Source organism: Streptomyces sp. SID4985, from assembly GCF_009863025.1.
Taxonomy (GTDB): domain Bacteria; phylum Actinomycetota; class Actinomycetes; order Streptomycetales; family Streptomycetaceae; genus Streptomyces.
In genome coordinates, this window is the sequence record NZ_WWIR01000422.1 from 1 (window position 1) to 23,655 (window position 23,655).

18 protein-coding genes and 1 pseudogene are annotated in these 23,655 nt (G+C 71.5%); 8 read left to right on the forward strand and 11 right to left on the reverse strand.

All coding sequences use genetic code 11. From position 1 onward, the window contains the following. From GTW40_RS18315 to GTW40_RS18335, 5 genes are all read right to left on the reverse strand, one after another. Positions 1-1,539: NAD(P)/FAD-dependent oxidoreductase (locus GTW40_RS18315; protein ID WP_161181274.1), on the reverse strand; the 1,539-nt coding region annotated here is incomplete at its 3' end. Beyond that, the gene (locus tag GTW40_RS18320; protein WP_161181275.1) at positions 1,532-2,032 is read right to left on the reverse strand and encodes an SRPBCC family protein; all 501 of its coding nucleotides are present in this window, start codon (positions 2,030-2,032) and stop codon (positions 1,532-1,534) included. The genes GTW40_RS18315 and GTW40_RS18320, both read right to left, overlap by 8 nt. 171 nt (positions 2,033-2,203) lie before the next feature. Beyond that, positions 2,204-3,175, reverse strand: a complete 972-nt coding sequence (locus GTW40_RS18325) for an LLM class F420-dependent oxidoreductase (protein WP_161181276.1) — start codon at positions 3,173-3,175, stop codon at positions 2,204-2,206. 138 nt (positions 3,176-3,313) lie between these two features. Then, entirely contained in the window at positions 3,314-5,551 is a 2,238-nt protein-coding gene (locus GTW40_RS18330) for a catalase (protein ID WP_161181277.1), read from the reverse strand. A 249-nt stretch (positions 5,552-5,800) separates the two neighbouring features. Next, complete coding sequence (locus GTW40_RS18335; protein WP_202486072.1) at positions 5,801-6,751, reverse strand: 2-hydroxyacid dehydrogenase; 951 nt, start codon at positions 6,749-6,751, stop codon at positions 5,801-5,803. 74 nt (positions 6,752-6,825) lie between these two features. Between GTW40_RS18335 and GTW40_RS18340 the strand changes: the two genes are divergently transcribed. Then, the gene (locus GTW40_RS18340; RefSeq protein ID WP_202486073.1) at positions 6,826-8,151 is read left to right on the forward strand and encodes an MFS transporter; all 1,326 of its coding nucleotides are present in this window, start codon (positions 6,826-6,828) and stop codon (positions 8,149-8,151) included. 124 nt (positions 8,152-8,275) lie between these two features. Beyond that, a complete protein-coding gene (locus tag GTW40_RS18345) occupies positions 8,276-9,037 on the forward strand; it encodes an IclR family transcriptional regulator (RefSeq protein ID WP_343245735.1) in 762 nt (253 codons plus the stop codon). Positions 9,038-9,174: 137 nt separating this feature from the next. Here GTW40_RS18345 and GTW40_RS18350 read toward each other — a convergent pair whose 3' ends face one another. From GTW40_RS18350 to GTW40_RS18360, 3 genes are all read right to left on the reverse strand, one after another. Then, positions 9,175-10,287 carry an amidase domain-containing protein gene (locus tag GTW40_RS18350; protein ID WP_161181278.1) on the reverse strand — a complete coding sequence of 371 codons (1,113 nt, stop codon included), beginning with the start codon at positions 10,285-10,287 and terminating at the stop codon, positions 9,175-9,177. Positions 10,288-10,495: 208 nt separating this feature from the next. Continuing rightward, entirely contained in the window at positions 10,496-11,764 is a 1,269-nt protein-coding gene (locus GTW40_RS18355; RefSeq protein ID WP_161181279.1) for a hypothetical protein, read from the reverse strand. 73 nt (positions 11,765-11,837) lie between these two features. Continuing rightward, positions 11,838-14,039, reverse strand: a complete 2,202-nt coding sequence (locus GTW40_RS18360) for a transglycosylase domain-containing protein (protein ID WP_202486076.1) — start codon at positions 14,037-14,039, stop codon at positions 11,838-11,840. Positions 14,040-14,753: 714 nt separating this feature from the next. Between GTW40_RS18360 and GTW40_RS18365 the strand changes: the two genes are divergently transcribed. After that, positions 14,754-15,542 carry an SAM-dependent methyltransferase gene (locus GTW40_RS18365; RefSeq protein WP_161181280.1) on the forward strand — a complete coding sequence of 263 codons (789 nt, stop codon included), beginning with the start codon at positions 14,754-14,756 and terminating at the stop codon, positions 15,540-15,542. A 196-nt stretch (positions 15,543-15,738) separates the two neighbouring features. Here GTW40_RS18365 and GTW40_RS18370 read toward each other — a convergent pair whose 3' ends face one another. Together GTW40_RS18370 and GTW40_RS18375 are read right to left on the reverse strand one after the other, a co-directional pair. Then, a complete protein-coding gene (locus GTW40_RS18370; protein ID WP_161181281.1) occupies positions 15,739-16,464 on the reverse strand; it encodes a dienelactone hydrolase family protein in 726 nt (241 codons plus the stop codon). A gap of 162 nt (positions 16,465-16,626) precedes the next feature. Further along, positions 16,627-17,733, reverse strand: a complete 1,107-nt coding sequence (locus GTW40_RS18375) for a winged helix DNA-binding domain-containing protein (protein WP_161181282.1) — start codon at positions 17,731-17,733, stop codon at positions 16,627-16,629. Between the two features lie 142 nt (positions 17,734-17,875). On the opposite strand from GTW40_RS18375, the gene GTW40_RS18380 reads away from it, so the two are divergent. The 5 genes from GTW40_RS18380 to GTW40_RS18400 all read left to right on the forward strand — a co-directional run bounded on the left by GTW40_RS18380 (position 17,876) and on the right by GTW40_RS18400 (position 23,389). Further along, positions 17,876-18,466, forward strand: a complete 591-nt coding sequence (locus tag GTW40_RS18380; protein ID WP_343245736.1) for an MSMEG_1061 family FMN-dependent PPOX-type flavoprotein — start codon at positions 17,876-17,878, stop codon at positions 18,464-18,466. A gap of 132 nt (positions 18,467-18,598) precedes the next feature. Continuing rightward, complete coding sequence (locus tag GTW40_RS18385) at positions 18,599-19,468, forward strand: ABC transporter ATP-binding protein (RefSeq protein ID WP_202486077.1); 870 nt, start codon at positions 18,599-18,601, stop codon at positions 19,466-19,468. Beyond that, positions 19,465-20,442, forward strand: a complete 978-nt coding sequence (locus tag GTW40_RS18390) for an iron-siderophore ABC transporter substrate-binding protein (protein WP_161181285.1) — start codon at positions 19,465-19,467, stop codon at positions 20,440-20,442. Before GTW40_RS18385 ends, GTW40_RS18390 begins: the two co-directional genes overlap by 4 nt. A gap of 4 nt (positions 20,443-20,446) precedes the next feature. Further along, a complete protein-coding gene (locus GTW40_RS18395; protein ID WP_161181286.1) occupies positions 20,447-22,513 on the forward strand; it encodes an iron ABC transporter permease in 2,067 nt (688 codons plus the stop codon). 165 nt (positions 22,514-22,678) lie between these two features. Then, positions 22,679-23,389 carry an FAD binding domain-containing protein gene (locus GTW40_RS18400; protein WP_161181287.1) on the forward strand — a complete coding sequence of 237 codons (711 nt, stop codon included), beginning with the start codon at positions 22,679-22,681 and terminating at the stop codon, positions 23,387-23,389. Between the two features lie 86 nt (positions 23,390-23,475). Here the strand turns inward: GTW40_RS18400 and GTW40_RS18405 are convergent. After that, positions 23,476-23,655, reverse strand: a pseudogene (locus GTW40_RS18405) (MFS transporter); the annotation flags it as partial.

The following is a 23,655-nucleotide window of genomic DNA, read 5'->3' on the forward strand; positions in this document are numbered from 1 at the left end:
GGCCTGCGCCGCGTTGGCGCCGGGCGCGCCGTGCACCCCGCCGCCGGGATGCGCGGAGGCCGACGCCAGATACAGGCCCCGTACCGGCGTCTCGGGACGGCCCGTGCCCGGGATCGGACGGAAGACGGCCTGCTGGTGCAGATTGGTGGTGCCCGCGTTGAGCGCGCCCTCGTTCAGGTTGGCGTCGGCCGCCTGGAGCGTGGGCGGTGCCAGGACGCGCCGGTTCACGATGCGGCCGCGGAAGCCCGGCGCGTACTCCTCGAGGCGCTGCTCGATCCGGTCCGCCATGATCTCGCGCTCCGCGGCGTCCCAGGTGCCGTTGAGCGGGCCGCCCTCCACCGCGTCGCCCCGGATGTCCCGGGGCAGATGGGTGTACGCCCACGCGGACTCGGTGCCCGCGGGCGAGCGGGTGGGGTCGGCGGTGGTCATCTGGCCGAGGAGCAGGAAGGGCCGGTCCGGGACGAGCCGCATGGCGATCTGCGCGGCGAACCGGGTCAGCTCGTCCATGCTGTCGGCGATGTGGACGGTCCCCGCCCGGCCCGCCTCCTCGGCCTTCCACGGGATCGGGCCGCTCAGCGCCCAGTCCACCTTGAAGGTGGCGAAGTCCCACTGGAACCGCTCCATGTCCGAGCGGACCCGCTCCGGCAGATGCTCGGGCGCGACCAGGGCGCCGTACAGCTCGGGGGCCGACACGTCGGCGAGGACGGCCCGGCGCGCCGGGACCGCGTCACCGTCGGCCGTACGCACCCCGAGGGCCCGGCCGCCGTCGACGACCACCCGGGTCACCCGCGTGCCGCAGCGGACGGTGCCGCCCCGGCGCTCCAGCCTGCTCTGCAGGGCGCGGGTGAGGGCGCCCGCGCCGCCGACCGGCACCGGGAAGCCGTACGTCTGCCCGAGCATGGTCATGATCCAGCCGAAGCCCGCGCCGCCCGCCGACTCCGGGCCGAGGTCGGCGTGCAGGGCGGTGCCCGCGACCAGCAGGCGCGCGGCCTCGCTGTCGAACTCCTCCTCGCCGAAGCGGCGCACGGGCAGCAGCATGTTCCGCGCGAGCTGGAGGGTTCCGTGGGCCCGCATCCGCAGGGCCAGCGCCACCAGCGGCTTCACCGGGGGCATGGTCGCGAAGATGGCGCCGAGCAGGTCCTTGCCCGCCCGGTCCCAGGTCGCGCACAGCTCCAGCCAGGACCGGCCGTCGCCGTCGGCGAAGCTGTCCAGGTTGCCGGCCGTGGCGTCCCGGTCGCGCTCCAGGACCGCGCAGCGTCCGTCGGGCAGCGGATGGGCCAGCACCGCGGGCGCGTGGGACCAGCGCAGCCCCTCTTCCTCCAGGTGCAGGTCCCGGATGACCGGGGAGGCCGCGGCCAGCGGATAGAAGGAGCTGAACAGGTCGTTGACGAAGTCGGGGTGCACCCCGTGGTCGCTGCGGACCGCGCCGCCGGGCGTGTCCGCCGCCTCCAGTACCGTCACGCTCCAGCCGTGGTCGGCGAGGATGTTCGCCGCGACCAGGCCGTTGGGTCCGGACCCGATCACCACCGCGTCAGTCATGGCCGGCCTCCCCGGTCGGCGAGGACGGTGTGGGCGGCGCGGTGTCCCCGGGCCGCTTCCTCGGATGCGTCTCCTCCACGACCCGGGCCAGCCGCGCGAGCATGCCCCGGTGGCGCAGCTGGATCGCCGCGTCGAGGAGGGTGTTGTGCAGCCGGTCGCCCAGGCCGCTCAGCGGATGCTCGTCCACGATGACGAGGGTGTTCTCGCCCCAGGGCCGGATCTCGAAGGCGATCCGCGCGCTGCCGAGCGTGCTGCGCGCCTCCAGCTCCAGATGCTCCGGCGGATCGTAGCGGCGGACCACGGTGTAACCCCGGGCCACCTTGGGGCCGAGCGGGACCGTGTAGGAGAGGGACGAGCCGAGTTCGGGCCAGTCGCCCTCGCGGGGTGCGGTCTCGGCGGTGCCGACGACCCAGTCCGCGTAGCGGTAGGGATTCGCCAGCACGCTCCACACGTCGGCCGGAGCGCGTTCGATGAGCTGATACCGGATCGCCACGGTCTTCTCCTCGCGGACGGCGCTGCATTCCCGGGCGTCCCGAGTAACCCCGTGGCTACGGCTCACACGCTGCGGGCGCACACCATGGGCACGGCTCACATGTCGCGGCGCACCATGGGTACGGCTCATATGTCGCGAGCTCATACACGGTGGGCCCCGGGGCCGGGCGGATCAGCCGAAGGCCCCGCGCAGCGCGGACAGCAGCGTCTTGCGCGACCAGTCGATGTAGTCCGGCTGGGTCTCGCCGCCGATCTGCACCAGGGCCACCTCGGTGAACCCGGCCTCGACGTACGGCCGCACCGCGTCCACGAACGCCTCCGGGTCGTCACCGCACGGAATCGACCCGGCCACGTCCTCCCGGGTCACGAACCGGGTGGCCGAGGCGAAGGAGTCCGGGTGGGGCAGCTCGGAGTTGACCTTCCAGCCGAGCCCGAACCAGCGGAACTGGTCGTGCGCCCGGTCGATCGCCGCTTCGCGGTCGGGGCCGTAGCTGACCGGGAGCTGCCCGACGCGGGGCTTGCCCGCGCCGCCGTGCCGGTCGAAGGCGTCCAGCAGCTCCTTCTTGGGCTCGGTCGCGACGACCAGGTCGGCCAGATGACCGGCCAGCGTGCAGGACTGCTCGCCGGAGACGGCGATGCCGAGGGGCGGCGTCTTCTCCGGCAGGTCCCACAGCCGCGCCGACTCCACGTCGAAGTACGTGCCGTGGTAGGTCACATGGCCGCCCTCGAAGAGCGCGTGGATGATCTCCACCGCCTCCTCCAGCATCTCGTGGCGTACGTCCACGGCGGGCCAACCGCCGCCGATCACATGCTCGTTGAGATTCTCGCCCGCGCCGAGCCCGAGCCGGAACCGGCCCTCGGCCAGCAGTTGGAGCGTGGCCGCCTTCTGCGCCACGACCACCGGGTGGTAGCGGACCGTCGGACAGGTCACGTACGTCATCAGCGGAATCCGCGAGGTCGCCTGGGCCGCCGCGCCGAGCACCGTCCACGCGTGGGGCGAGTGGCCCTGCGAGCGCAGCCAGGGGAAGTAGTGGTCGGAGGTGACGGAGAAGTCGAACCCCGCCTCCTCGGCGCGGACCACGTGGTCCACCAGCTCCCGGGGTCCGGCCTGTTCGGTCATCATCGTGTATCCGATTCGCACCATAGGTGCCCGAGTCCCCGCTCTCGCTGCCGGAAAACGGGCCGGAGCCTTCCGGAAGACAGACCGGAGCGGGCCGGATCGACCCGGATCGACTCGGCCCGCTCCGACGGGGGACTCGGCCCGCTCCGACGGGAGACGCTGTCACGCCCGGGGCGTGAACCGCTCCCAGACCCGGTGGCTCCCCAGCAGCGTCAGGACCTCCTCCAGCACGTCGACCGCGTTCCCGCCGGTCACCACGCCGGGCGCGTCGAGCGGGACGCCCGCCGCGCGCAGCGTCTCCTCGGCGCCGTTCCAGCCGCCCAGCGCCTTGCCGTGCCGGAACGCCTCGTCCAGCAGTACGGCGACACGCGGGTCGGTGCCAGTACCGTCGCCGCCCGGCGCGGGCCCGGCCAGCAGTACGGCGTCGAACTCGGTCGAGCGCGTCGTGGCGTACGAACGCTGCACGGTCAGCGGATCGCCGTCTGCGGACAGCTCGCCGCCGGTCGGGGCGACGACCAGCGGGACGACGTCCGCTGCCAGGGCCGCCTTCTGCACGGCGCGCACCGCGTCCAGGTCGGCGTCCGGACCGGCGACGATCCCGATGACCCGCCCCGCCACCGGCCAGACCTTCCCCACCTGCGACAGCGCGGGCGAGGGCGTCACGTCGGCGAGCGGCACCGTCGGCTCCGGGGCGGGCAGCCCAAGACCCTCCGCCACGCCCGCGCACAGCTCCGGGTCGATGTTCGCGAGGACCTGGAGGCCGCGCTCCTTGATGGTCTTCTCGTAGCACTTGCCCAGCTCGAAGGTGTACGCCGCGACGATGTGCTCCTTCTCGACCGGGCTCATGCTCAGCCAGAACCGGCGCGCCTGGCTGAAGTGGTCCGCGAACGTCTCCGGCGCCTCGCGCACCTTCTGCCCCTCCGGCACGGTCACCGGCGTCTCCACGTAGGCGTGTTGCGCCTGTCCGGCGAGGAACGGGCAGCCGCCGTCGAGGGAGTTGGGCCGGTAGGCGGCCACGCCCGTGTGCACGGCGGTCTGGTGCATCCCGTCGCGCAGCATGTCGTTGACCGGCGCCTCGGTCCGATTGACCGGGAGCTGCGCGAAGTTGGGACCGCCGAGCCGGCTGATCTGGGTGTCCAGGTAGGAGAACAGCCGCCCGGCCAGCAGCGGGTCGTCGGTCACGTCGATGCCCGGCACCAGATGTCCGGGGTGGAAGGCGACCTGCTCCGTCTCGGCGAAGAAGTTGACCGGGTTGGCGTTCAGCGTGAGCAGTCCGATCGGCTGCACCGGCGCCAGCTCCTCGGGCACCAGGTTCGTCGGATCGAGCAGGTCGATGCCGTCGAAGGTCTGGTCGGGCGTGTCCGGGAAGGTCTGGATGCCCAGCTCCCACTGCGGATACGCGCCTGCCTCGATGGCGTCGGCCAGATCGCGCCGGTGGAAGTCCGGGTCCATGCCGCAGATGAGCTGTGCCTCCTCCCAGACCAGGGAGTGCACGCCCAGTCTGGGCTTCCAGTGGAACTTGACCAGCGTGCTCTCGCCGTCGGCGTTCACCAGGCGGAAGGTGTGGATGCCGAAGCCCTCCATCGTCCGGAACGAGCGGGGGAGGCCCCGGTCGGACATGTTCCAGATGGTGTGGTGGGTGGCCTCGGTGTGCAGGGTGACGAAGTCCCAGAAGGTGTCGTGGGCGCTCTGCGCCTGCGGGATCTCCCGGTCCGGCTGCGGCTTGCCCGCGTGGATCACGTCGGGGAACTTGATCGCGTCCTGGATGAAGAACACGGGGATGTCGTTGCCCACCAGGTCGAACGTGCCCTCGCCGGTGTAGAACTTCGTGGCGAACCCGCGCGTGTCGCGCACCGTGTCGGCCGAGCCGCGCGAGCCGAGCACCGTCGAGAAGCGCACGAACACCGGCGTCTCGGCTCCCTCCTGGAGGAAGGCGGCCCGGGTCACCCCGGAGGCGTTCCCATAGGCCTGGAACACACCATGGGCTGCGGCACCACGTGCGTGCACCACACGTTCCGGAATCCGCTCATGGTCGAAGTGGGTGATCTTCTCCCGCAGATGGTGGTCCTGGAGCAGCACCGGGCCACGCGCGCCCGCCTTCAGCGAGTGATCGGTGTCGTACAGCCGATTGCCCTGGGCCGTGGTCAGCCACGCGCCGTCCTGCTCCCTGAGGTCCCGCTCCGCGCCGCTCGGGCGGCCGGTGGGGCCGACCGTGGCGGGCGCGGTCTGGTCGGGCTGGGCGGGCGGCGGCCCGGTGGGCTCGGTGGGTTCGGCGAACGAGGGATTCTCGACCCCCGGTCCGCTCAGGACGTCGGCGACGGACTCCGGGGGCCGCTCGCCCGGCGGCCGCGAAGCGCCGCTCTCCTGCCCGTCGTCGCGCTGGTCGTTGCGTTCCCGCATCGCGGCCTCCCTGGTCGTCCGCGTCGTGAAGCGTCCGTTCACACGGCTATGACGTGTCCGTTCACACGGTCATGGCGTGTCCGTTCGCGCGCCGTCGACGGGGAGCCGTGGGGGTGGGCCGCACCCGTCGACGGGATCGCGCGTTTCGTCGGTCCGGCGGGCGGCACGCGCGCGGCGCCCGCATCCGCCGTCCCTACGGGTTTCCATCCGTCGGGCGCCCACACACACCCGCGCCCGAAGAAAGACGCGTCAGTCGCGCGCGAAGGCGTTGAGCAGCGGCAGGCCCTCGGCGAAGCGGCGCACCTGCTCGACGATCAGCCGCTCGGCACGCGGCCGGAACGCGGCCGAACCGCCGCCGACATGCGGGGTGATCAGCACGCCCGGGGCGTGGCGCAGCGGGTGACCGGAGGGCAGCGGCTCCGGGTCGGTCACGTCGAGGGCCGCGCGCAGCCTGCCCCCGGCGGTCTCCGCGAGCAGAGCTTCGGTGTCAAGCGTGCGGCCGCGCCCCACGTTGACGACCAGCGCGCCGTCGGGCAGCGCCGCCAGCTCCTCCGCGCCCAACAGCCCTTCCGTCTCCGGGGTTTCGGGCAGTACGAGGACGACGATGTCGGTGGTGCGGAGCAGTTCGGGCAGCTCGGAGACCGGGTGCACGTCCTGCTCCGGGCGGGCGCGTCGCGCGACCCGGGTGACCTGGGCCTCGCAGGCCAGCAGCCGCTGTTCCAGGGCGGCGCCGATCGAGCCGTAGCCGACGATCGTGACCCGCGCGTCCGCGAGGGAGCGGGTGAAGTGCGGCTCCCAGCGTCCGGCGGACTGGTCGGCGACCCACTGCGGCAGGTCGCGCTGCGCGGCGAGGATCAGGCCGAGCGCGTGCTCGGCGGTGGAGGCGTCGTGCAGCCCGCGCCCGTTGTGCAGGGCGACACCGGGGGGCAGCAGCGGGAGCAGCTTCTCGACGCCCGCGCTCAGCGACTGCACGGCCTGGAGGCCGGTCAGCCGGGGCAGCAGCCGTACGGCGTCGGGAACGGCGTACGGCATGACCCACAGGCCGACGCGGGCGAGCGTCTCCGCGTCCGGCTCGCTGTCCGGAGTCACCCCGTCCCAGACGTGCACGCGCACGCCCTCGGGCCAGGCGCCGTGGCCGCGGTCCAGGTCGGGCCAGGGGAGAAGCACGTCGGTGGCGGAGTCGTGCACAGCTCTGGTCAACGGGGTCTCCTTCTCGTACGGTTCTTCCCGTCCAGTGAAACACTTTCCACCTCACGGAAAACAGGGGGTCAGGAATGACAGCGACGTCACCTGCCACCGAGACCGCAGGGGCCGTCCACGCGCCCACCGGGTTCTGGCGTTCGGCGCGGGCCCGGTATCTGATGCCGGTCGCCTTCATCACGTACTCGCTCGCCTACCTCGACAAGTCCAACTACGCCATCGCCTCGGCGGGCGGCATGGCCGACGAACTGCATCTGTCGGCCGGTACCGACTCCTTGATCGCCGCGTCCTTCTTCCTCGGCTACTTCTTGTTCCAGATACCCGGCACGATCTATGCCGAGCAGCGCAGCGCCCGGCGGCTGGTCGCCTGGTCCACCGTGACCTGGGGCGTACTCGCCGTCGTCCAGGGCCTGTTGAGCAGCCCGGCCCAGCTGATCGCGGTGCGCTTCGCGCTCGGGGTGGTCGAGGGCGCGGTGCTGCCGTCGATGGTGATGCTGCTCAGCCGCTGGTTCACGCGCGGCGAGCGCGGACGCGCCAACACCGTTCTCATCCTGGGCAATCCGGTCACGGTGATGTGGCTGTCTGCCGTCTCCGGCTGGCTGGTGTCGGTGTCCGACTGGCGGGTGATGTTCGTCGCCGAGGGCGTCCCCTCCATCCTGTGGGGCGTGGCCTGCCTCTGGCTCATCAAGGACCGCCCCGAGCAGGCGCGGCTCCCCGAAGCCGAACTCCGGTATCTCGAAGCCGACTTGGCCGAACAGCGGGCCACCGCCCAGCCCGTCGCCGGGACGCTGCGCGAGCAGTACACGAGCGTCGCGCGCTCGCCCCGCGTCCTCCTCATGGCCGCCCAGTACTTCTTCTGGTCCTTCGGCATGTACGGCTTCGTCTTCTGGCTGCCCGCCATCATCAAGAAGGGCTCCGGCGAGGGCATCGGCGCCACCGGACTGCTCACCGCCATCCCCTACGCCTGCGCGGCCGCCGCGATGCTGTTCAACTCCCGGCTCTCCGACCGCAGCGGCCGCCGCCGCGCCGCCGTCTGGCCCTGGCTCGCGGGCGGCGGACTCGCCCTGCTCGGCTCCTACGCGGCGGGCGGCAACTTCCCCCTGGCCCTCACGCTGCTGGTCGTCGCGGGCCTGTGCCTCTACGCCCCCTACGGCCCCTACTTCGCCCTCGTCTCCACTCTTGCCCCGCCCGGGGTCGCGGGTGCCGCCGTCGCCCTGGTCAACTCCTTCGGCGCGCTCGGCTCCTTCGCGGGGACCTACCTGGTCGGCTGGGTGCGCGGTACCCAGCTCGGCGACGCGGGCGCCTTCGTCCTGATGGCCGTCTGCGCCCTGCTCGCCGCGGGACTCACCCTCGCCGTCCCCGAGCCGAAGACCGCCGCCCGGCCCGCCCCGGTACGGTGATCATCCAAGCGGCGGCCGGGCCACCCGTCCCGGCCGCCGCCCACGGCACCGCCCCGCACCAGAGAACCGCCCCGCCCCACAGACCCCACCCCGCTCGCGGCACCCCACCACGGAGGACCACACGGTGACCACACCATCCGGCGACGACATGCTGGGCCGGGGACTGCGCCTGCTGGGCGTGCTCGCCGAGCACCCGGCGGGACTCGGTGTGAGCGCCGCCGCCCGTGCCGCCCGGCTCCCCGTCAGCAGCGCCCACCGCATCCTCGGCCGTCTGGTCGAGGAACGCTTCGCCATCTACGACGAGGATGCCCGCCGCTACGCGCTCGGCTCCCGCGTCCTCGAACTCTCCCGGGGCTTCCAGCGCTCGGCCGCCGGCTACTCGGCCGCCGCCGGACCCATGGGCCGCCTCGCCGCCCGCACCGGACTCCCCGTCATCGCGGGCGTCCTCGACGGTGCCGAGGTACTCCTCGTCCTCACCGTCCAGGGCACCCAGCACCTCCAACTGCGCAGCGCCGAGGGCACCCGCAACCCCTGGCACGCCACCTCGCTCGGCAAGGCGCTGGTAGCCCAACTCCCCGAGGCGGAAAGGGAGGAGTTGCTCAAGGGCCCGCTCCCGGCCGTCACCCCGCGCACGATGACCGACCCCGAGCTGCTGCGCGCCGAACTCGACCGCGTGCGCGAGCGCGGCTGGGCCGAGGTGGACGAGGAGAACGAGATCGGCGTCCGCTCGCTGGCGGCCGCCCTGCCCGGCACGTCCCGGCGCGGCCCACTGCTCGCCGTCTCCCTCGCCGCCACCGTCATCCTCACCGAGGCCGACCAACTCCGCGCGCAGGCCACGGCTTTGACGGAGTGCGCCGAGGACATCGCCGCCCGCATGGCCCCCTGACCACGGGCCTCCCGACCGGACCCCCGAACGCACGAGGACCCCCGAACGCACGGAGACCCCCGCACGAGGCGGGGGTCTCCGTCACGGCCGGGACCGGCGCCCACGAGGACGCCGCTCCCGGCCGGTACACCCGGTGATCAGGTGCGGTAGGCGTAGAACGCCGCCGTCGGGTACGACGCGACGAGGGACGCCACCGACCTGTTGTAGGTGTTGGTGGAGTGGTACGTCACGTACGGCACGCCCTGGGCGTCCCGGTTGGTGACGATCATGGTGTGGTCCTTGGACCCGTCCTTGTTGAAGTCCATCTGGATCACGTCACCGAGGTCGGCCTGGAACACATTGGCCAGGGGGGTGACGCGCTTGGACGACAGGGCGAACCACGAGAACTCGTTCACACCGACGAAGGAGTCCGACTGGATGTCCTTGGTACCGAACCACTTGTGGAAGTCGTTCGTGTAACCCGGGACGTGCTTCCAGCCGCCCGCCTTCAGGGACTGGCTGACGAAGTTGGTGCAGTCGCCGCCGGCCCCGGCCCCGTTGAAGTCGGGGTACTCGGTGTTGTAGTTGTTCCAGTACTTCGTGGCGTACGCGACCATGGCCTTGTAGTCATAGCCCGACGCCGTCATGTTCTTCGGGTTCGCGGGCGCGGGCCGCGTGGTGGCCGACTTCGGGGCGTCCGGCGGGCCGTCGTCGGCGGCGGTCGTGGCGGTGGCCGGCTTCGCGACCTCCGGCTTGGCCACCTGGTTGACCGCCAGGTAACCGTCGTCGGTGTCCTTGACGCCGGTCAGCTGCCAGTCACCGTTGCCGTCCGCCTGGAACGTCAGCTCGTGGTGGGCCTGGAACCCCGTGGTCTTGGGCTGGTTGGCCCGGACCTTCTTGTAGGTCAGGGAGGTCGTCTCGGTGACGGCCACCGTGGCACGACGCCCCTTGACCTGCGTGGCGTCCAGCTTCACGCTCGTGCTGCCCGCGCTGTACTGCTCGCCCAGCTTCGCCAGACGGTCCTTGCGGCCGCGCAGCTGCGTCAGCGCGGACTTCTCCTGCCGCGTCTGCGTGCCCGACAGACGCACCTCACCGGTGAACCGGTGCGTGCGCTGCTGCGACGCGCTCTGCGGGGCGCCGCCGACCAGGGCCTGGGTGCGGTCGGTGAAGACCGCGTCCGCCAGCTTCTGGAAGGTCGCCTTGGTCCCCGCGTCGACGGTCGGGTCGTTGGTGACCGCCGCGCCCGCACTCCAGTTGGGCACGAGCGCCACGCCCGCGACCACCGAAGCAGCGGCGGCCGACACTATGGCGGCACGGCTCCGCTTACGGCTCAGTTTTCTCGACTTCAATGATGTTCCCCTCTACTCCGGTACACAGACCGGGACTCCGGTTACAGAGACCGGGCGAACGCATCTTCGCATGCCGCCTGCGACGGGTGTGAAGATGGTGTGCGCAAGTGGAATCAGACCGTTTCAAACGTCACTTGACGACCGCGGCCCAGTCCGGCGACTGCGCCGGGTCCAGACTGCGCAGCCCCGCCAGCGTCTCCGGCGTCTGCACGTCCATCCAGTCCGCCAGCTCCTTGAAGGACACGCACTTGACGCCCTTCTTGCTGCACACGTTCTTGATGACCTGGTCGATGGACTTCATGTAGATGCCGCCGTTCCAGTCCTCGAAGTGGTTGCCGATGAACAGCGGCGCACGGCTGCCGTAGTACACGCGGTTGAAGCCCGCCATGTACGAATCCACCGTCTGCTGCTCCCACTTGGGATACTCGGCCGGGTCGCCGTGGGTCTCGCCCTTGGACTGGTTGTAGAGGAAGTTGAAGTCCATCGACAGGCCCTGGAACTTGCCCGACTCGTACGGCAGCATCTGGAGCGGGAAGTCCCAGATGCCGTTCTTCTTCGTCGGCCAGATCTGGAAGTCACCGGCGGAGCTGGCGTCGTAGCGCCAGCCGAGCGGCTTGATGGCCTTCAGCAGGTTCGCCTGGCCCTCCAGGCAGGGCGCCCGGCCGCCGGTGACCTCCTTCTTGAAGTCGAACGGCAGCGGCGGGATGTCCTTGTAGCCCGTGTTGGTCTTCCAGTTCTCCGTGAAGGAGTAGAACTGGTCGATCTCGCTGCGCCACTCCTGGACGCTCCAGTCGCCGCCGCCCTTCTCGCCGCAGAAGTGCCCGTTGAAGTGCGTGCCGATCTCGTTGCCCTCGTCGTACGTCTTGCGCAGCTGCTCCAGCGTCTCGCGTATGTGCTCGTCGGTCGCGTAGTCGATGGCGGCGGCGCCCGGCCCGTGCTGCGGCGGGTGGTAGAGGTCCTTCTTCGTCTTCGGCAGCAGATAGATGCCGGTGAGGAAGAACGTCATGTGGGCGTTGTACTCCTTGGCCAACTCCCGGTAGTGCGAGAAGAGATGGTCGCTGCCCTCCAGCGCGCCGTCCCAGGAGAAGACGACGAACTGGGGCGGCTTCTCACCGGGCTTGAGCCGGACCGGCTTCAACGTGCCCTTCTGCGGCCCGGTGTAGGAGGTGGAGCCGTCTCCCAGCACCTTCGTCCGCCCGTCCCATTCCGGCTCCTTGACCGTGTTCGGCTGCTTGGCCGGGGAGACGGCCGAGGCGGTGCCGTCCTCGTCGGTCAGCAGCAGATACCCGCCGACCGTGGAGCCGATCACCAGCAGCAGGGCCACGGCGATGGCGCCGGGTCCGACGGCGCGTTGCGGGGTGGTGCGTTCCTTGCGGCGGCGGCCTGAGCTCGATTTCATACGGACTCAATCTCCGGTGCGGGTGCGGGTGACAAGTCGGGCGGAGGGAACGGCCGTTGACGGCCTTCGGGGGTCAGTCGAGGCCCATGGCGCTCGCCCAGATGCCGAACGGGACGCTGTCGGCCGTGGTGCCTGCCACGCCCTCGAGCGGCAGCGGCTCCAGGCTCTCGGTCAGGTCGATGCGGTAGACGACGACGGCGGTGGACACCGACTTCAGGCTGCCCGTGTACCACCGGGCCGTGTCCTTGTCGGTGGTGCCGTCCTTGCCGGACGCCGCGGTGGTGGCGGCCGCCGTGGAGTGCGAGAGACGGAAGTTGTCCGCGAGCGCCTCGTCGACCTGCTCGGCGACCTCCGGCCGTACCGCCCGGCGCCGGTCGGGGACGGTCAGCGTGACCGTGCCGCCGTTGCGGGTGATGCGGCGTACCGAGTACGGCTCGGTGTGCACGCCGCTCCCGGCGAAGGTGGCATAGCCGCTGGCCATGCGGATGGCGCTGGGCGTGGAGTTGCCGAGCGCCAGCGCGGGCACCTGCGGGCCGATGCTGGAGGCGAGCAGCCCGGACCGGGTGGCGGTCGTGGTCACCTGCTTCAGACCGGTGTCCATGCCGAGCTGCATAAAGGGGGTGTCCACCGACCTGGCCAGCGCCTGGCGCAGGGTGAGCGGGCCGTAGGACTTGTTGCCGTCGTTGTGCGCGGCGACCTTGCGTCCGCTGCGGTCCCAGTACGGTCCCTCGGGCGTGGTGACGGGCACACCGTCGTCGCCGTCGTAGACGGAGTCCGGGCCGACCGGGGTGCGCGTGCCCTCGCGGGTCTTGCTCACACCGTGCTCCAGGCCCGCCGCGTAGACGAACGGGGTGAAGGCCGAACCGGCGGGCACCGTCGTCGCGTTGGACTCGTTGTAGCCCTGCTTGCGGTGGTCGGGGCCGCCGTAGACGGCGACGATCCGGCCGTCGGTGGCCACCGAAGCCGCCCCGTAGTGCGCGGACTTGGCGCCCTTCGGGTCCTTCTTCGCCGCCTCCTGGCGGGCCTTGGTGACGGCATCCGTGAGCTTGGTCTCCCGCTCGCGGTCGAAGGTGGTGTAGATCTGGTAGCCGCCCAGGTCGAACTGCCGGTCCGAGATGTGGGCGGACTTCCTCGCGTACTGCGAGGCCAGCTCCACCAGGTAGTCGCTCTGCTTGCCGGTGTCGTAGACCTGCGCGGTCTTCAGCGGCTCGGGGAACTCGGTGTACTTGGCGCGCTCGGCGGGGGTGAGCTTGCCGATCTTGACCATGCGGTCGAGGATCCAGGTCCAGCGTTCGACGGCCCGCTTGTGGTTGGCCTTGCTCAGCGTGGGGTCGTACAGGCCCGCGCCCTTGAGCAGCGAGGCGAGCATCGCGGCCTCGCTCGGGTTGAGCTTGCTGACGTCCTTGCCGTAGTACGCCTGCGAGGCGCGCTGGATGCCGTAGGTGCCGCGCCCGAACCAGCTGGTGTTGAGGTAGCCCTCGAGGATCTTGTCCTTGCTCATCCGGTTGTCGAGCTTGAGGGCGATCATGGCCTCGGTGATCTTGCGGCTGACCGTCTGGTTCTGGGTGAGGTAGACGTTCTTCACGTACTGCTGCGTGATGGTGGAGCCGCCCTCGGTGTCACCCTCGCCGACCGTGCGCCACACGGCCCGGCTGATGCCCTTGACCGAGATTCCGGGGTCGGTGTAGAAGCTCTCGTTCTCCGCCGCGAGGACGGCCCAGCGCACGCCCTCGGGGATGTCCTTCAGCGGCATCGCCTGCCGGCGCACCCAGCCGGTACGGGCCATCGGGGTGCCGTCGGACCAGAAGTAGACGTTGTCCTGCTGGGTGGCGTACGAGTTGAGGTTGGTCGGCACGTCGGTGGTCGCGTAGGCCACGGTGAGGAAGAGCCCGGTCAGGCCGACGGTGCCGAGGAAGGCGGCGAGCCACTGGCGCCAGGAGGGTATCCAGCGCCGCCAGTCGTCGCGGCCGGGGCGCGGGTAGACGGGCCGCAGACGGCGGGCGTACGGGGCGGCCTTCTCGGCGTAGGGGGCGAGGACGCGGCCGACGGGGGCCAGGGCGCGTCCGGCGGGGGCGAGGGCGGCGAGCACCGGGGTCGTCACGACGGCCAGGCGGCCGGTCGGCTTCTCGGCGCGTCTGCCGGATTTCGCGGCCTCGGTCCGTGGGCTCTTCGGGGCGGAGGGGAGGGCGAGCTGCATCGTTTCGTCGGAGGGCGGCGAGACGATCTTGAGCTGCATGGTCTCGTCCGGGCGGATCGAGGCGACCCGGAGCTGCATGGTGGCCTCGGGCTCGAAGCCGGGGGTGCCTGTGACCGTCTTCTGCTGGGCGGTCCCGTCCGCGCCCGTACCGTCCGAGCCCGTATCGTCCGCGCGCGTTCCGCCCGTGCCCGTACCGTCCGAGGCGTCGCCGGACACCCGCGTGTCGTCCTGGTCCGCCGGGGCGGCGTGGTCAGCGTCCCGCCCCTTGCGTCCCCACGACCGCTTCGGCGTCACACGCCGTCCGTGGCCGTTCCGGCCGCCGTCCCTGGCGTCCGCCCCCTGCCCTGCCTCGGTCACGACAGAGTCTCCTCCCCGCTCGGTGGTGCTCGCGTGGGCAGACGCGCTGGGCGGACACGGGTGACCGTAACGACGGCACCGGTGGCCTTTTTCTTTCCCCCTGGTCCTACATCTGCTCGCGAGCTTCACAAATTATCAGCTCATACTTTCGAGCCCTGGGGGTCAGGGTCTGTTACGCGTCGAACGGTGCCAGGTATGTGATCGAAACGGTCGGGATGTAATTGGCGTGTGCATGCCCGGCGATTGTGTGAGGGGCGAGCGACCTGCACCCGGCTTTTGCGCGACAGCACTGGAAGGCGGTGCCCGCGACCGCTCCGGGAAGATCGCCGCACCGCGCCCGATGTGCTCAACTCCCGTACAGAGCTTGTCCGATGGTGTGCGACACTCGGTGACCGGCAGCATTCATCCGGCCAATTTCGCGCGACGGAGTCCGCCATGACGACCGGCACCCCCGACCCTCGGCAGATCGACACCGGCGTGGCCCATCCGGCGCGCGTGTACGACTGGCTGCTGGGCGGCAAGGACAACTTCCCGGCGGACGAGGCGGTCGGAAAGACGCTGCCGCCCGAGGCGCGCGACGGGGCCCGGCAGAACCGTGAGTTCATGCACCGCGCGGTCGCCTGGCTCGCCGGGCAGGGCGTCGACCAATTCCTGGACATCGGCAGCGGCATCCCGACCGAGCCGAACCTCCACCAGATCGCGCAGCGAGTCGTCCCGGGCGCCCGGATCGTCTACACCGACAACGACCCCCTCGTGCTCCGGCATGCCGAGGCGCTGCTCACCGGCCGCCCCGAGGGTGCCACCGACTACGTCCAGGCCGATGTCCGCGACTCCGACGCGATCGTCGAACGCGCCCGGTGCACGCTCGACCTCGACCGCCCGGTCGCCCTGTCCCTGATAGCGCTGCTGCACTTCCTCGGCGACGACCAGAAGCCCTACGACCTGGTGCGCAACCTCCTCGCCGCCCTCCCCTCCGGCAGCCACCTCGTCCTCTCCCACGCCTCCTCCGACATCTACCCGGAACTCTCCGCCCAGGTGACGGACGAGTACGCCAAGGGCGGCATCCGGCTCGCCTTCCGCACCCGCACCGAGGTGCTGCGCTTCTTCGACGGGCTGGAGCTGGTGGAGCCGGGGCTGGTGACGGCGCCGGAGTGGCACCGGGGCGCGGCGGCTCCCGGGGAGGAGGGGAGCGGGATCTATGTGGGGGTGGCGCGGGTTCCGTGAGATCGGTGATGGTCGGCTAGCGCACGTCGGCGCTCCGCCGGGGTTCGCGGAATGAGCTCCGGGTGGGCGCCGGGCGCATGTTCGGACGCGAGGGGCGCCCGGCTTCGCTGGGTGTGGCGTTCGCGGAGTACGGGCGGATCGCGATGACCGAGCGCCTGCTGCGAGTGGTCGACCCGGTGGGACGACACCAACCGGCTCAATCCGGGACGGGCACGCACTCGGCGAGCAGGGCGACGATGTCACGCCAGGCTCGCTGTGCGTGCCGTGGGTGGTGGCCGACGCCGGGAGGCGCGGTGTGGGCGACCGGTGGGTGGTGGAAGGCGTGAAGGGCTCCTCCGTAGACAACGAGGCGCCAGTCGACGCCCGCGGCCTGCATCTCCGCGGTGAACGCGTCCCGTTGCGCGGGCGGCATGATCGGGTCCTCCGATCCGACCCCGGCCCATACCGGGCAGCGGATGCGTGCCGCCTCGCCCGGTCGGCCCGTGATCAGCCCGTTGACTGTCGCGATCGCGCGCAGGTCGACGCCGTCGCGACCGAGTTCCAGTGCGACCGCGCCCCCGGTGCCGTAGCCGATGGCGGCGGTCCGGTCGGGGTCGGCCCGTGGTTCGGCACGCAACACGTCGAGCGCGGCGTGACCGATTCCCCGCATGCGGTCGGGATCGGCGAGCAGCGGCAGGCAACGGGCCAGCATTTCCTCCGGGTCTGCCAAATAGCGTCCGCCGTGGAGGTCGAAGGCCAGCGCCACGTATCCCAGTTCGGCCAGAGCCTCGGCCCGTCGGCGCTCGACATCGCTGAGCCCCATCCCTTCGGGTCCGATCAGGACGGCGGGCCGACGCCCGGCACCGGCCGGGAGCGCGAGGTGTCCGATCATCGTCAGGTTGTCGGCCGGGTATGCGACCGTACGGGTTGTGACCGTCGTCATGCGCCTGGACGGTAATGACCGTTGCGGCCGCTCGGGGTGGTGTTCACCGATGGCAGACAGCGGTCTGCCCGACTACAGCACCCGGACGCGTCGGCTGCCTGTCAGTAAACGATCCGACCTCCAGCGCGAGCGAACTACTGGACCCGCGCGAAGAGTTGGTGCTCAACTCTCGGTCCGCAGCTCCACCGGATGCCCCGGCTCGCCGGTGATGAACTCCAGCAACCGCGCCGCCTCCTCGGCCACCGCCTCCTTGTCCCGCTCGGGCACGTCGGTGAACAGGGTCACGGTCAGGCGGGTCGTGGAGCGTTGCCGTTCCGTTTTCCACACTCCGGCCACGAAGCCGTCGAGCAGGACCGTCGGCAGGACGCGGCCGCCGGGGCGGAAGACGCGGGGGCGGTGGGGGTCGGGGATGACGCGGTTGCGGTCGTGGTGGGAGAGCAGCAGATTGTCGTACTCGGGGAGCAGCCGTACCGGGGCCGGGGTGTCCCCGTCGGGGACGGAGGTGTCCGGCAGGTCGAACAGCTCCGTGCCGTTCTCGTCCCGCAGCACCGTCAGTTCGCCGCGCAGCCGCTTCAGGACCGCCGTCATGCCCGTGAGCCCGGACCAGACCTGGACGTCCTTGGCCGTGGCCGGACCGAACGCGGCGAGATAGCGGCGCACCAACTCCTCCGGCTCCTCCGTGTCGTGGCAGGGAGCGGCCAGCCACGAGTCCGCCGTCACATAGGTGGCGCTCGACCCCGAACCCCAGGAACCGCCCGGCGGCCGCTGCACCACCGGCAGTGCGCAGCGCAGCGCGATGTAGGAGAGCGCGGGGGCGTCGCGGTCGGGGTACGACTTCAGCAGGGCCTCGCCCAGCTCGCCGAGCGCGTACGGGCGCTGGGCAAGCAACTCGCTCGCTTCTTGGGCAAGTTCACCAAAGTCCAGCCCCTCCGCCCGCTTGCCCATGAAGCCGCGCATCGCTTTGACCAGGGCGGGGCGCAGTGACGTACGCAGCCGTAGATAGTCCTCGGCTGTCACCACCTGGAGCGTGGCCCGGAGCATGGTGGCCCGCACCACCTCGCGCCGTTCCATCAGCCCGGTGAGATCCGCCTTGTCGAATCCGCCGAGGCGCGACCACAGGCCGACGTAGGGGGCGTTGGGCACCTGCGCCTGGAGCGCCACCAGCCGGCCGAGGGCGTCGGACACGGACCGCTCGTCCCGGCGCAGCAGCAACTGGCGTTGCAGAGTGGCCCGGTTGAGATCCCGGACGCTCAGGGTCCTGTCGTTCATCGCCTTGCCCCACTTCCTTCCGTGCGCCACGGTGGAACGGTCTCCGCGGCCATCCCATCACAGGCCGCGTCACCCCACCGACCTCCACGCGGCACCTCCGGTCGGTTTCAACTTAGGTAAGCCAAACCTAATGTCGAATAACATCCAGCTCACACTGCCAATCCCGGGAGTCCGCTTGTCCCAGGCCATCGACACGACCGTGCCCCACCCCGCCGACATCGACGGATACGTGGAGCTGCGCTCCAAAGACGAACTGCGGACCCTGCTGGGGGAACCGATGTCCCTCGTCATCGACAAGGTGCACGGCCAACTCGACGACCAGGACCGGGACATCCTCGCCCGCTCGCCCTTCTGTCTGCTCTCCACCTCCGACAGCCGGGGCAACTGCGACGTCTCGCCGCGAGGGGACGGACCCGGCTTCACCCACGTTCTCGGGCCCTCGACCCTCGCCCTCCCCGACCGGCTCGGCAACCGCCGGGCCGACAGCTTCCACAACATCCTGGAGAACCCGCACGCCGGACTGCTCTACCTCGTCCCCGGCGGCACGGACGTGCTCCGCGTCAACGGCCGCGCCCGCATCCTGACCGACGCGCCGTTCTTCGACGCGATGACCCGCGACGGAAGACGCCCGCTACTCGCGCTCGTCCTCGACATCGACGAGATCTATCTGCACTGCCCGCAGTCGCTGCGCCGTTCGGGCCTGTGGAACCCGGACACCTGGCCCGCGCGCTGAGGCCGCACGCCCGGCGCCGCCCCCGAACCGGCGCCGGGGGAGGGGGGTCACGCCGGGACTGACCAGGACGAGTAAGGATAGGCTAACCTTACTTTCGTGAGTTCCGGAGAAGAGAAACCCGAGGCCCCCCGTATGCGTGGCCATGAACTGGCCGCGCACGACGTGACCGTGGCCTACGGCGGCACGGACGTGGTGCACGGCGCGGCGATCACGCTGCGCCCAGGCGAGGTCACGGTCCTGGTCGGCCCCAACGGCAGCGGCAAGTCGACGCTGCTGCGCACCCTGGCCCGGCTCCAGCGCCCCCGCTCCGCCACACTCACGCTCGGCGGCGGGGGAGGGGATGGAGAGGGAGGCCAGGCCGGTCAGGGTCAACAGTCGCTGGACGGACTCGCCCTGACCGCCCGTGAATTCGCCCGACGTGTGGCCCTGCTGACCCAGGGCCGCCCCACCCCGAGCGGGCTGACCGTACGGGACATCGTGGAGTTCGGCCGCTACCCGCACCGGGGCCGCTGGTCCCGGGCCGACCCGCGGGGCGCGGACGTGATACGCCGCGCGCTCGCCCTCACCGACCTCGAAGGGCTCGCGGACCGGGGTGCCGAGCACCTCTCCGGCGGTCAGCTCCAGCGGGTCTGGCTCGCGAGCTGCCTCGCCCAGGACACCGGCGTCCTCCTCCTCGACGAACCCACCACCTGCCTCGACCTGCGCTACCAGGTCGAACTGCTCGACCTGATGCGGGACTTGGCCGACGAGCACGGCATCGCCGTCGGCGCCGTCCTGCACGACCTGGACCAGGCAGCCGCCGTCGCCGACCGCATCACCCTGCTGAGCGCGGGGCGCGTCGTCGCCGACGGCCGCCCCGAGGACGTCCTCACGTCCGAGCGCCTGACCGAGACCTACGGCATCCGTATCGATGTCGACCCCGATCCCCTGACCGGCCGCCTGCGCACCCGCGCCGTCGGCCGCCACCACGCACGCACCGGAAGGCTCAGCACCACCTCATGAGACGCCACCTCGTCGCCCTCGCCGCCCTGTCCGCGACCGCCGTCGCCCTGACCGGCTGCGGCACCACCGAACCCGCCGCCAAGGACTCCGGCAAGGCCACCGCCCAGAGCGTCACCCTCACCGACGCCACCGGCGCGAAGGTCGAACTCGACGGCCCGGCCAAGAAGGTCGTCGGCACCGAGTGGAAGGTCGTGGAGAGCCTCGTCTCGCTCGGCGTCGCCCCCGTAGGAGTCGCCGACGTCAAGGGCTACACGGCGTGGGACACCGCAGCCCCCCTGACGAACTCCCCCAAGGACATCGGCACTCGGGGCGAGCCCAGCATGGACACCATCGCCTCGCTCTCGCCCGACCTGATCGTGGCCACCACCGACCTGCCTGCCGCCGCCGTCAAGCAACTGCGCAAGATAGCACCGGTGTTGGAGGTCCGTTCCGCCAAGGCGTCCGACCAGATCGGGCAGATGAAGACCAACCTCGACCTGATCGCGCGCGCCACCGGCACCACCGCCCAGGCCACCGAGGTGAACAAGGCCTTCGACGCCAAGCTCGCTGAAGGAAAGAAGAAGCTGGCCGCCGCCGGGCACGCCGGTGACTCCATCGCCTTCGCGGACGGCTACGTCGCCTCCAACCAGGTCTCCATCCGCCCCTACACCAGCGGTTCGCTCATCGGCGCCGTCAACGAACGCCTCGGCCTGAAGAACGCCTGGAAGCTCAAGGGCGACCCCGCCTACGGCCTCGCCGCCACCGACGTCGAGGGCCTGTCCGCCGTCGGCGACGCCCACTTCGCCTACATCGGCAACGAGAGCGAGGGCACCGACCCGTTCAAGAAGGACCTCGCCAAGAACGCCGCCTGGAAGTCCCTGCCCTTCGTGAAGAAGGGCGACGTGCACCAACTGCCCGACGGCATCTGGATGTTCGGCGGTCCCCGGTCCATGCAGGCGTACGTCGACGCCGTCGTCGCCGCCCTGACGAAGTAACGCCATGGCCGCCACCGCAACAGCCCCCGCCGCCACGGCACCGGCGGACGGTTCCAGGACGGGCGCGGTCGCGGTGGCGGCCCTGCTCGTGTGCCTGGTCGCCGTCCTCGCGGTCCTCGACCTCACCCAGGGCACCTCCTCCGTCGGCGCGTCCGAGGTCTGGAAGGCCCTCACCGGCCGCGCCGACGCGGCCGACGCCTCCGTGGTCGTCGCCTCCCGGCTGCCCCGCGCGGCCGCCGGACTGCTCGCCGGAGCCGCCCTCGGCATCGCCGGGTCCGCCCTGCAGACCGTCAGCCGCAACGTGCTCGCCTCCCCGGACACCCTCGCCGTCAACGCCGGTTCCTACCTCGGCCTCGGCGTGCTCACCGCGAGCGGCCTCACCCTGCCCCTGTTCGCCTCCTCCGGCGTGGCCTTCACCGGCGGACTCGCCGCCGCGGCCGTCGTCCTGGCACTGGCCGGACCCGGCGCGGGCACCGTGCGGCTCGTCCTCGCGGGCAGTGCCCTCTCGCTCGGCCTGTCCGCCGTCACCGACGCCCTGCTGCTGCTCTTCCCCGAGCGCACGCACGGCCTCTACCTCTGGAACCAGGGCAGCATCAGCCAGAACGGCTTCGACGGCGTGCTCCAGATGGCACCCGTCGCGGCCGCCGGACTCCTCGGACTCCTCCTGGTCGCCCGCCGACTGGACGCCCTCGCCCTCGGCGACGAGGCCGCGCGGGGCATCGGCGTCCCCGTCCGCGCCACCCGGATCACCGTGGTCGTGTGCGCCGCGCTGCTCTCGGCGGCGGCCGTCACCCTGACCGGCCCCGTCGGCTTCGTCGGCCTGTGCGCCCCGGCCCTGGTACGGCCCCTGGCCCGCAGGCTCCGGCCGTTCGTCCGCGTCCGGGTCAATCTGCCCGTCGCCGGACTGGCCGGTGCCGGACTCGTGCTCGCCGCCGACGTACTGCTGCGCGCGTGCATGTCGGAGGAGCTGTCCGTCGCCGTCCCGACCGGCGTCGTCACCAGCCTCCTCGGCGCGGTGTTCCTCGTCGGCATGGCCCTGCGCGTCCGCGACACCACCAGCGCGGCCACGCCCGAGCGGCTGCGCATCCCCAGCCGCGCCGCCTTCCTCGCCACGGTCGTCGTACTCGTCGCCGTCCTCGTCGCGGTGGCCATCGCCGGAGTACTTCTCGGCGACACCAAACTCCTCCTCGGTGATGTCGCCAACTGGGCGCAGGGGCAAGCCGGTCAGGCCGTCGGTTTCGTCCTCGACACCCGGGTGCCGAGGGTTGTCGCGGCCCTCCTCGCGGGCGCTGCGCTCGCCCTGTCCGGCACCCTCGTCCAGGCCGTCACCCGCAACCCGCTCGCCGAACCCGGCATCCTCGGTGTCTCCGGCGGCGCGGCCCTCGGCGCGGTCCTGCTCGTGACGACCGTCCCGCTCGCGGGGTCCTGGGGCATCGCCGCGGCGGCCTTCGCGGGCGCCGGACTCGCCTCCCTGCTGGTGTTCGGACTCGCGGCGCGCGGCGGCTTCGGGCAGAGCAGACTCGTCCTCGTCGGCATCGGCGTGTCCACGGCGGCCATCGCGCTCATCAGCCTGCTCATCGTGCTCACCGACCCGTTCAACGCGACCAAGGCGCTGACCTGGCTGTCCGGTTCCACCTACGGCCGTACGCTCACCGACGCCGTGCCCGTCGCCGGAGCGCTGGTGCTCGGCATCGCCGTCGCCGTCGTACGGCGCACCGAACTCGACCTGGTCTCGCTGGACGACGACACGCCCCGGCTGCTCGGGCTGCGCACCGCACCGGCCAGATTCGGACTGCTGGGCGTCGGCGTGGTGCTCAGCGCCACCGCCGTCGCCGCCGCCGGGACCATCGGCTTCGTCGGCCTGGTCGCACCGCACGCCGCCCGCGCCCTGGTCGGCCGCAGACACGCGCGTGTCATCCCCGTCGCGATCCTCCTGGGCGCCGTACTGGTCGGCACCGCCGACCTCCTCGGCCGCACCGTCATCGCCCCGGCCCAGCTGGGCGCCGGTCTGATGAGCGCCGTGATCGGCACGCCGTACTTCCTGTACCTGCTCGTCCGCACTCGCCGCTAGAATCTGATGATTCGTCAACTCAGGTCGTGCGTCCCGACAATGGGGCGCACGACCTGTTTGTATGAGCCCTGGACGCGCCCCCCGGGGTACGACGAGAATGCGCCGTACCGAAAGCGAACGGCCGTTCCACGGCCGCCCGGCTTCTCAGGAAGGCAGGTTGGCCACGTGCTGCTGCGTCTGCCCACGTCCGTGTCCGAAGCGCGCGGACACCTCGCCGAAGGAGCCGTCCCGATAGGCGGGGCGACACTGGTCTGGGCCACCTGGCAGCGCGACGGATTCCCCGCGCAGGCCATGTCGCTGCGGGAGCTGCCCGAGGCGAACGTCCTCGGCCGCGAGGAACTCGGCGGCGCAGTCGTCCTCCACCGCATCGACGAGCGCGTCCCCGAGGTCCTGCGCCAGGCCGCCGGTTCCGTCGGCACCGGCGCCGTGCGCCGCGCGGCCACCGTCGGCGGCAACCTCGCGGGCAGCAGCCTGCGCTGTCTGCTCCCGGCCGCGCTCGTCCTGGAGGCCCGCGCCACGGTGCTCACCGCCGACGGGGTCTACGAGACCGACTTCGCCGAAGTCATCGCCAAACGCCCGGTGTTGCTCAGCCTGCGCTGGCGCACGCCGGTCGCGAGCGCCTACCGCAAGCTCCCCGGTGAGGCGGGTGGACCCCCGCCGCTGGTCGTCGCCTCCGCGCTGCACGCCCTCGGCGGCGACCGCTACCGGCTGTGCGTCGCCGTCCGTGACGGCTACGAGGTCCTCAGCGAGTCCACCGAGTGCGGCGGCGCCGACCCCCGTGAACCCCTGCGCGCGCTGCGGGCGACGCCGGTCGGCGAGGTGTCCGGGGTGTGGGAGACCGTACGGTCGCAGGTGGTCGAGCTGACGGGACGCTGAGGCGGTAATGTCCTTGTGCGACTGACGAGTTGGGCCCCGATGCGTCCTGCGCACCGGGGCCCTTCGGCTGTCTCCGCCGAGCCGTCTCACACGGTGCTGTCGCGCAGCTCCGCCAGCGTCGCGGTCGTCAACTGCCGGGGCAGCGCGCCGTCTTCCACCAGGACCACGTCGCAGGGAGCTCCGTGCGCCAGCGCGGCGGTCAGGCTGCCGTCCGCGAACTGCGCCGGCGCGCCGCGCGGCGAGCGGCCCACCGCCACGGCGCGGGC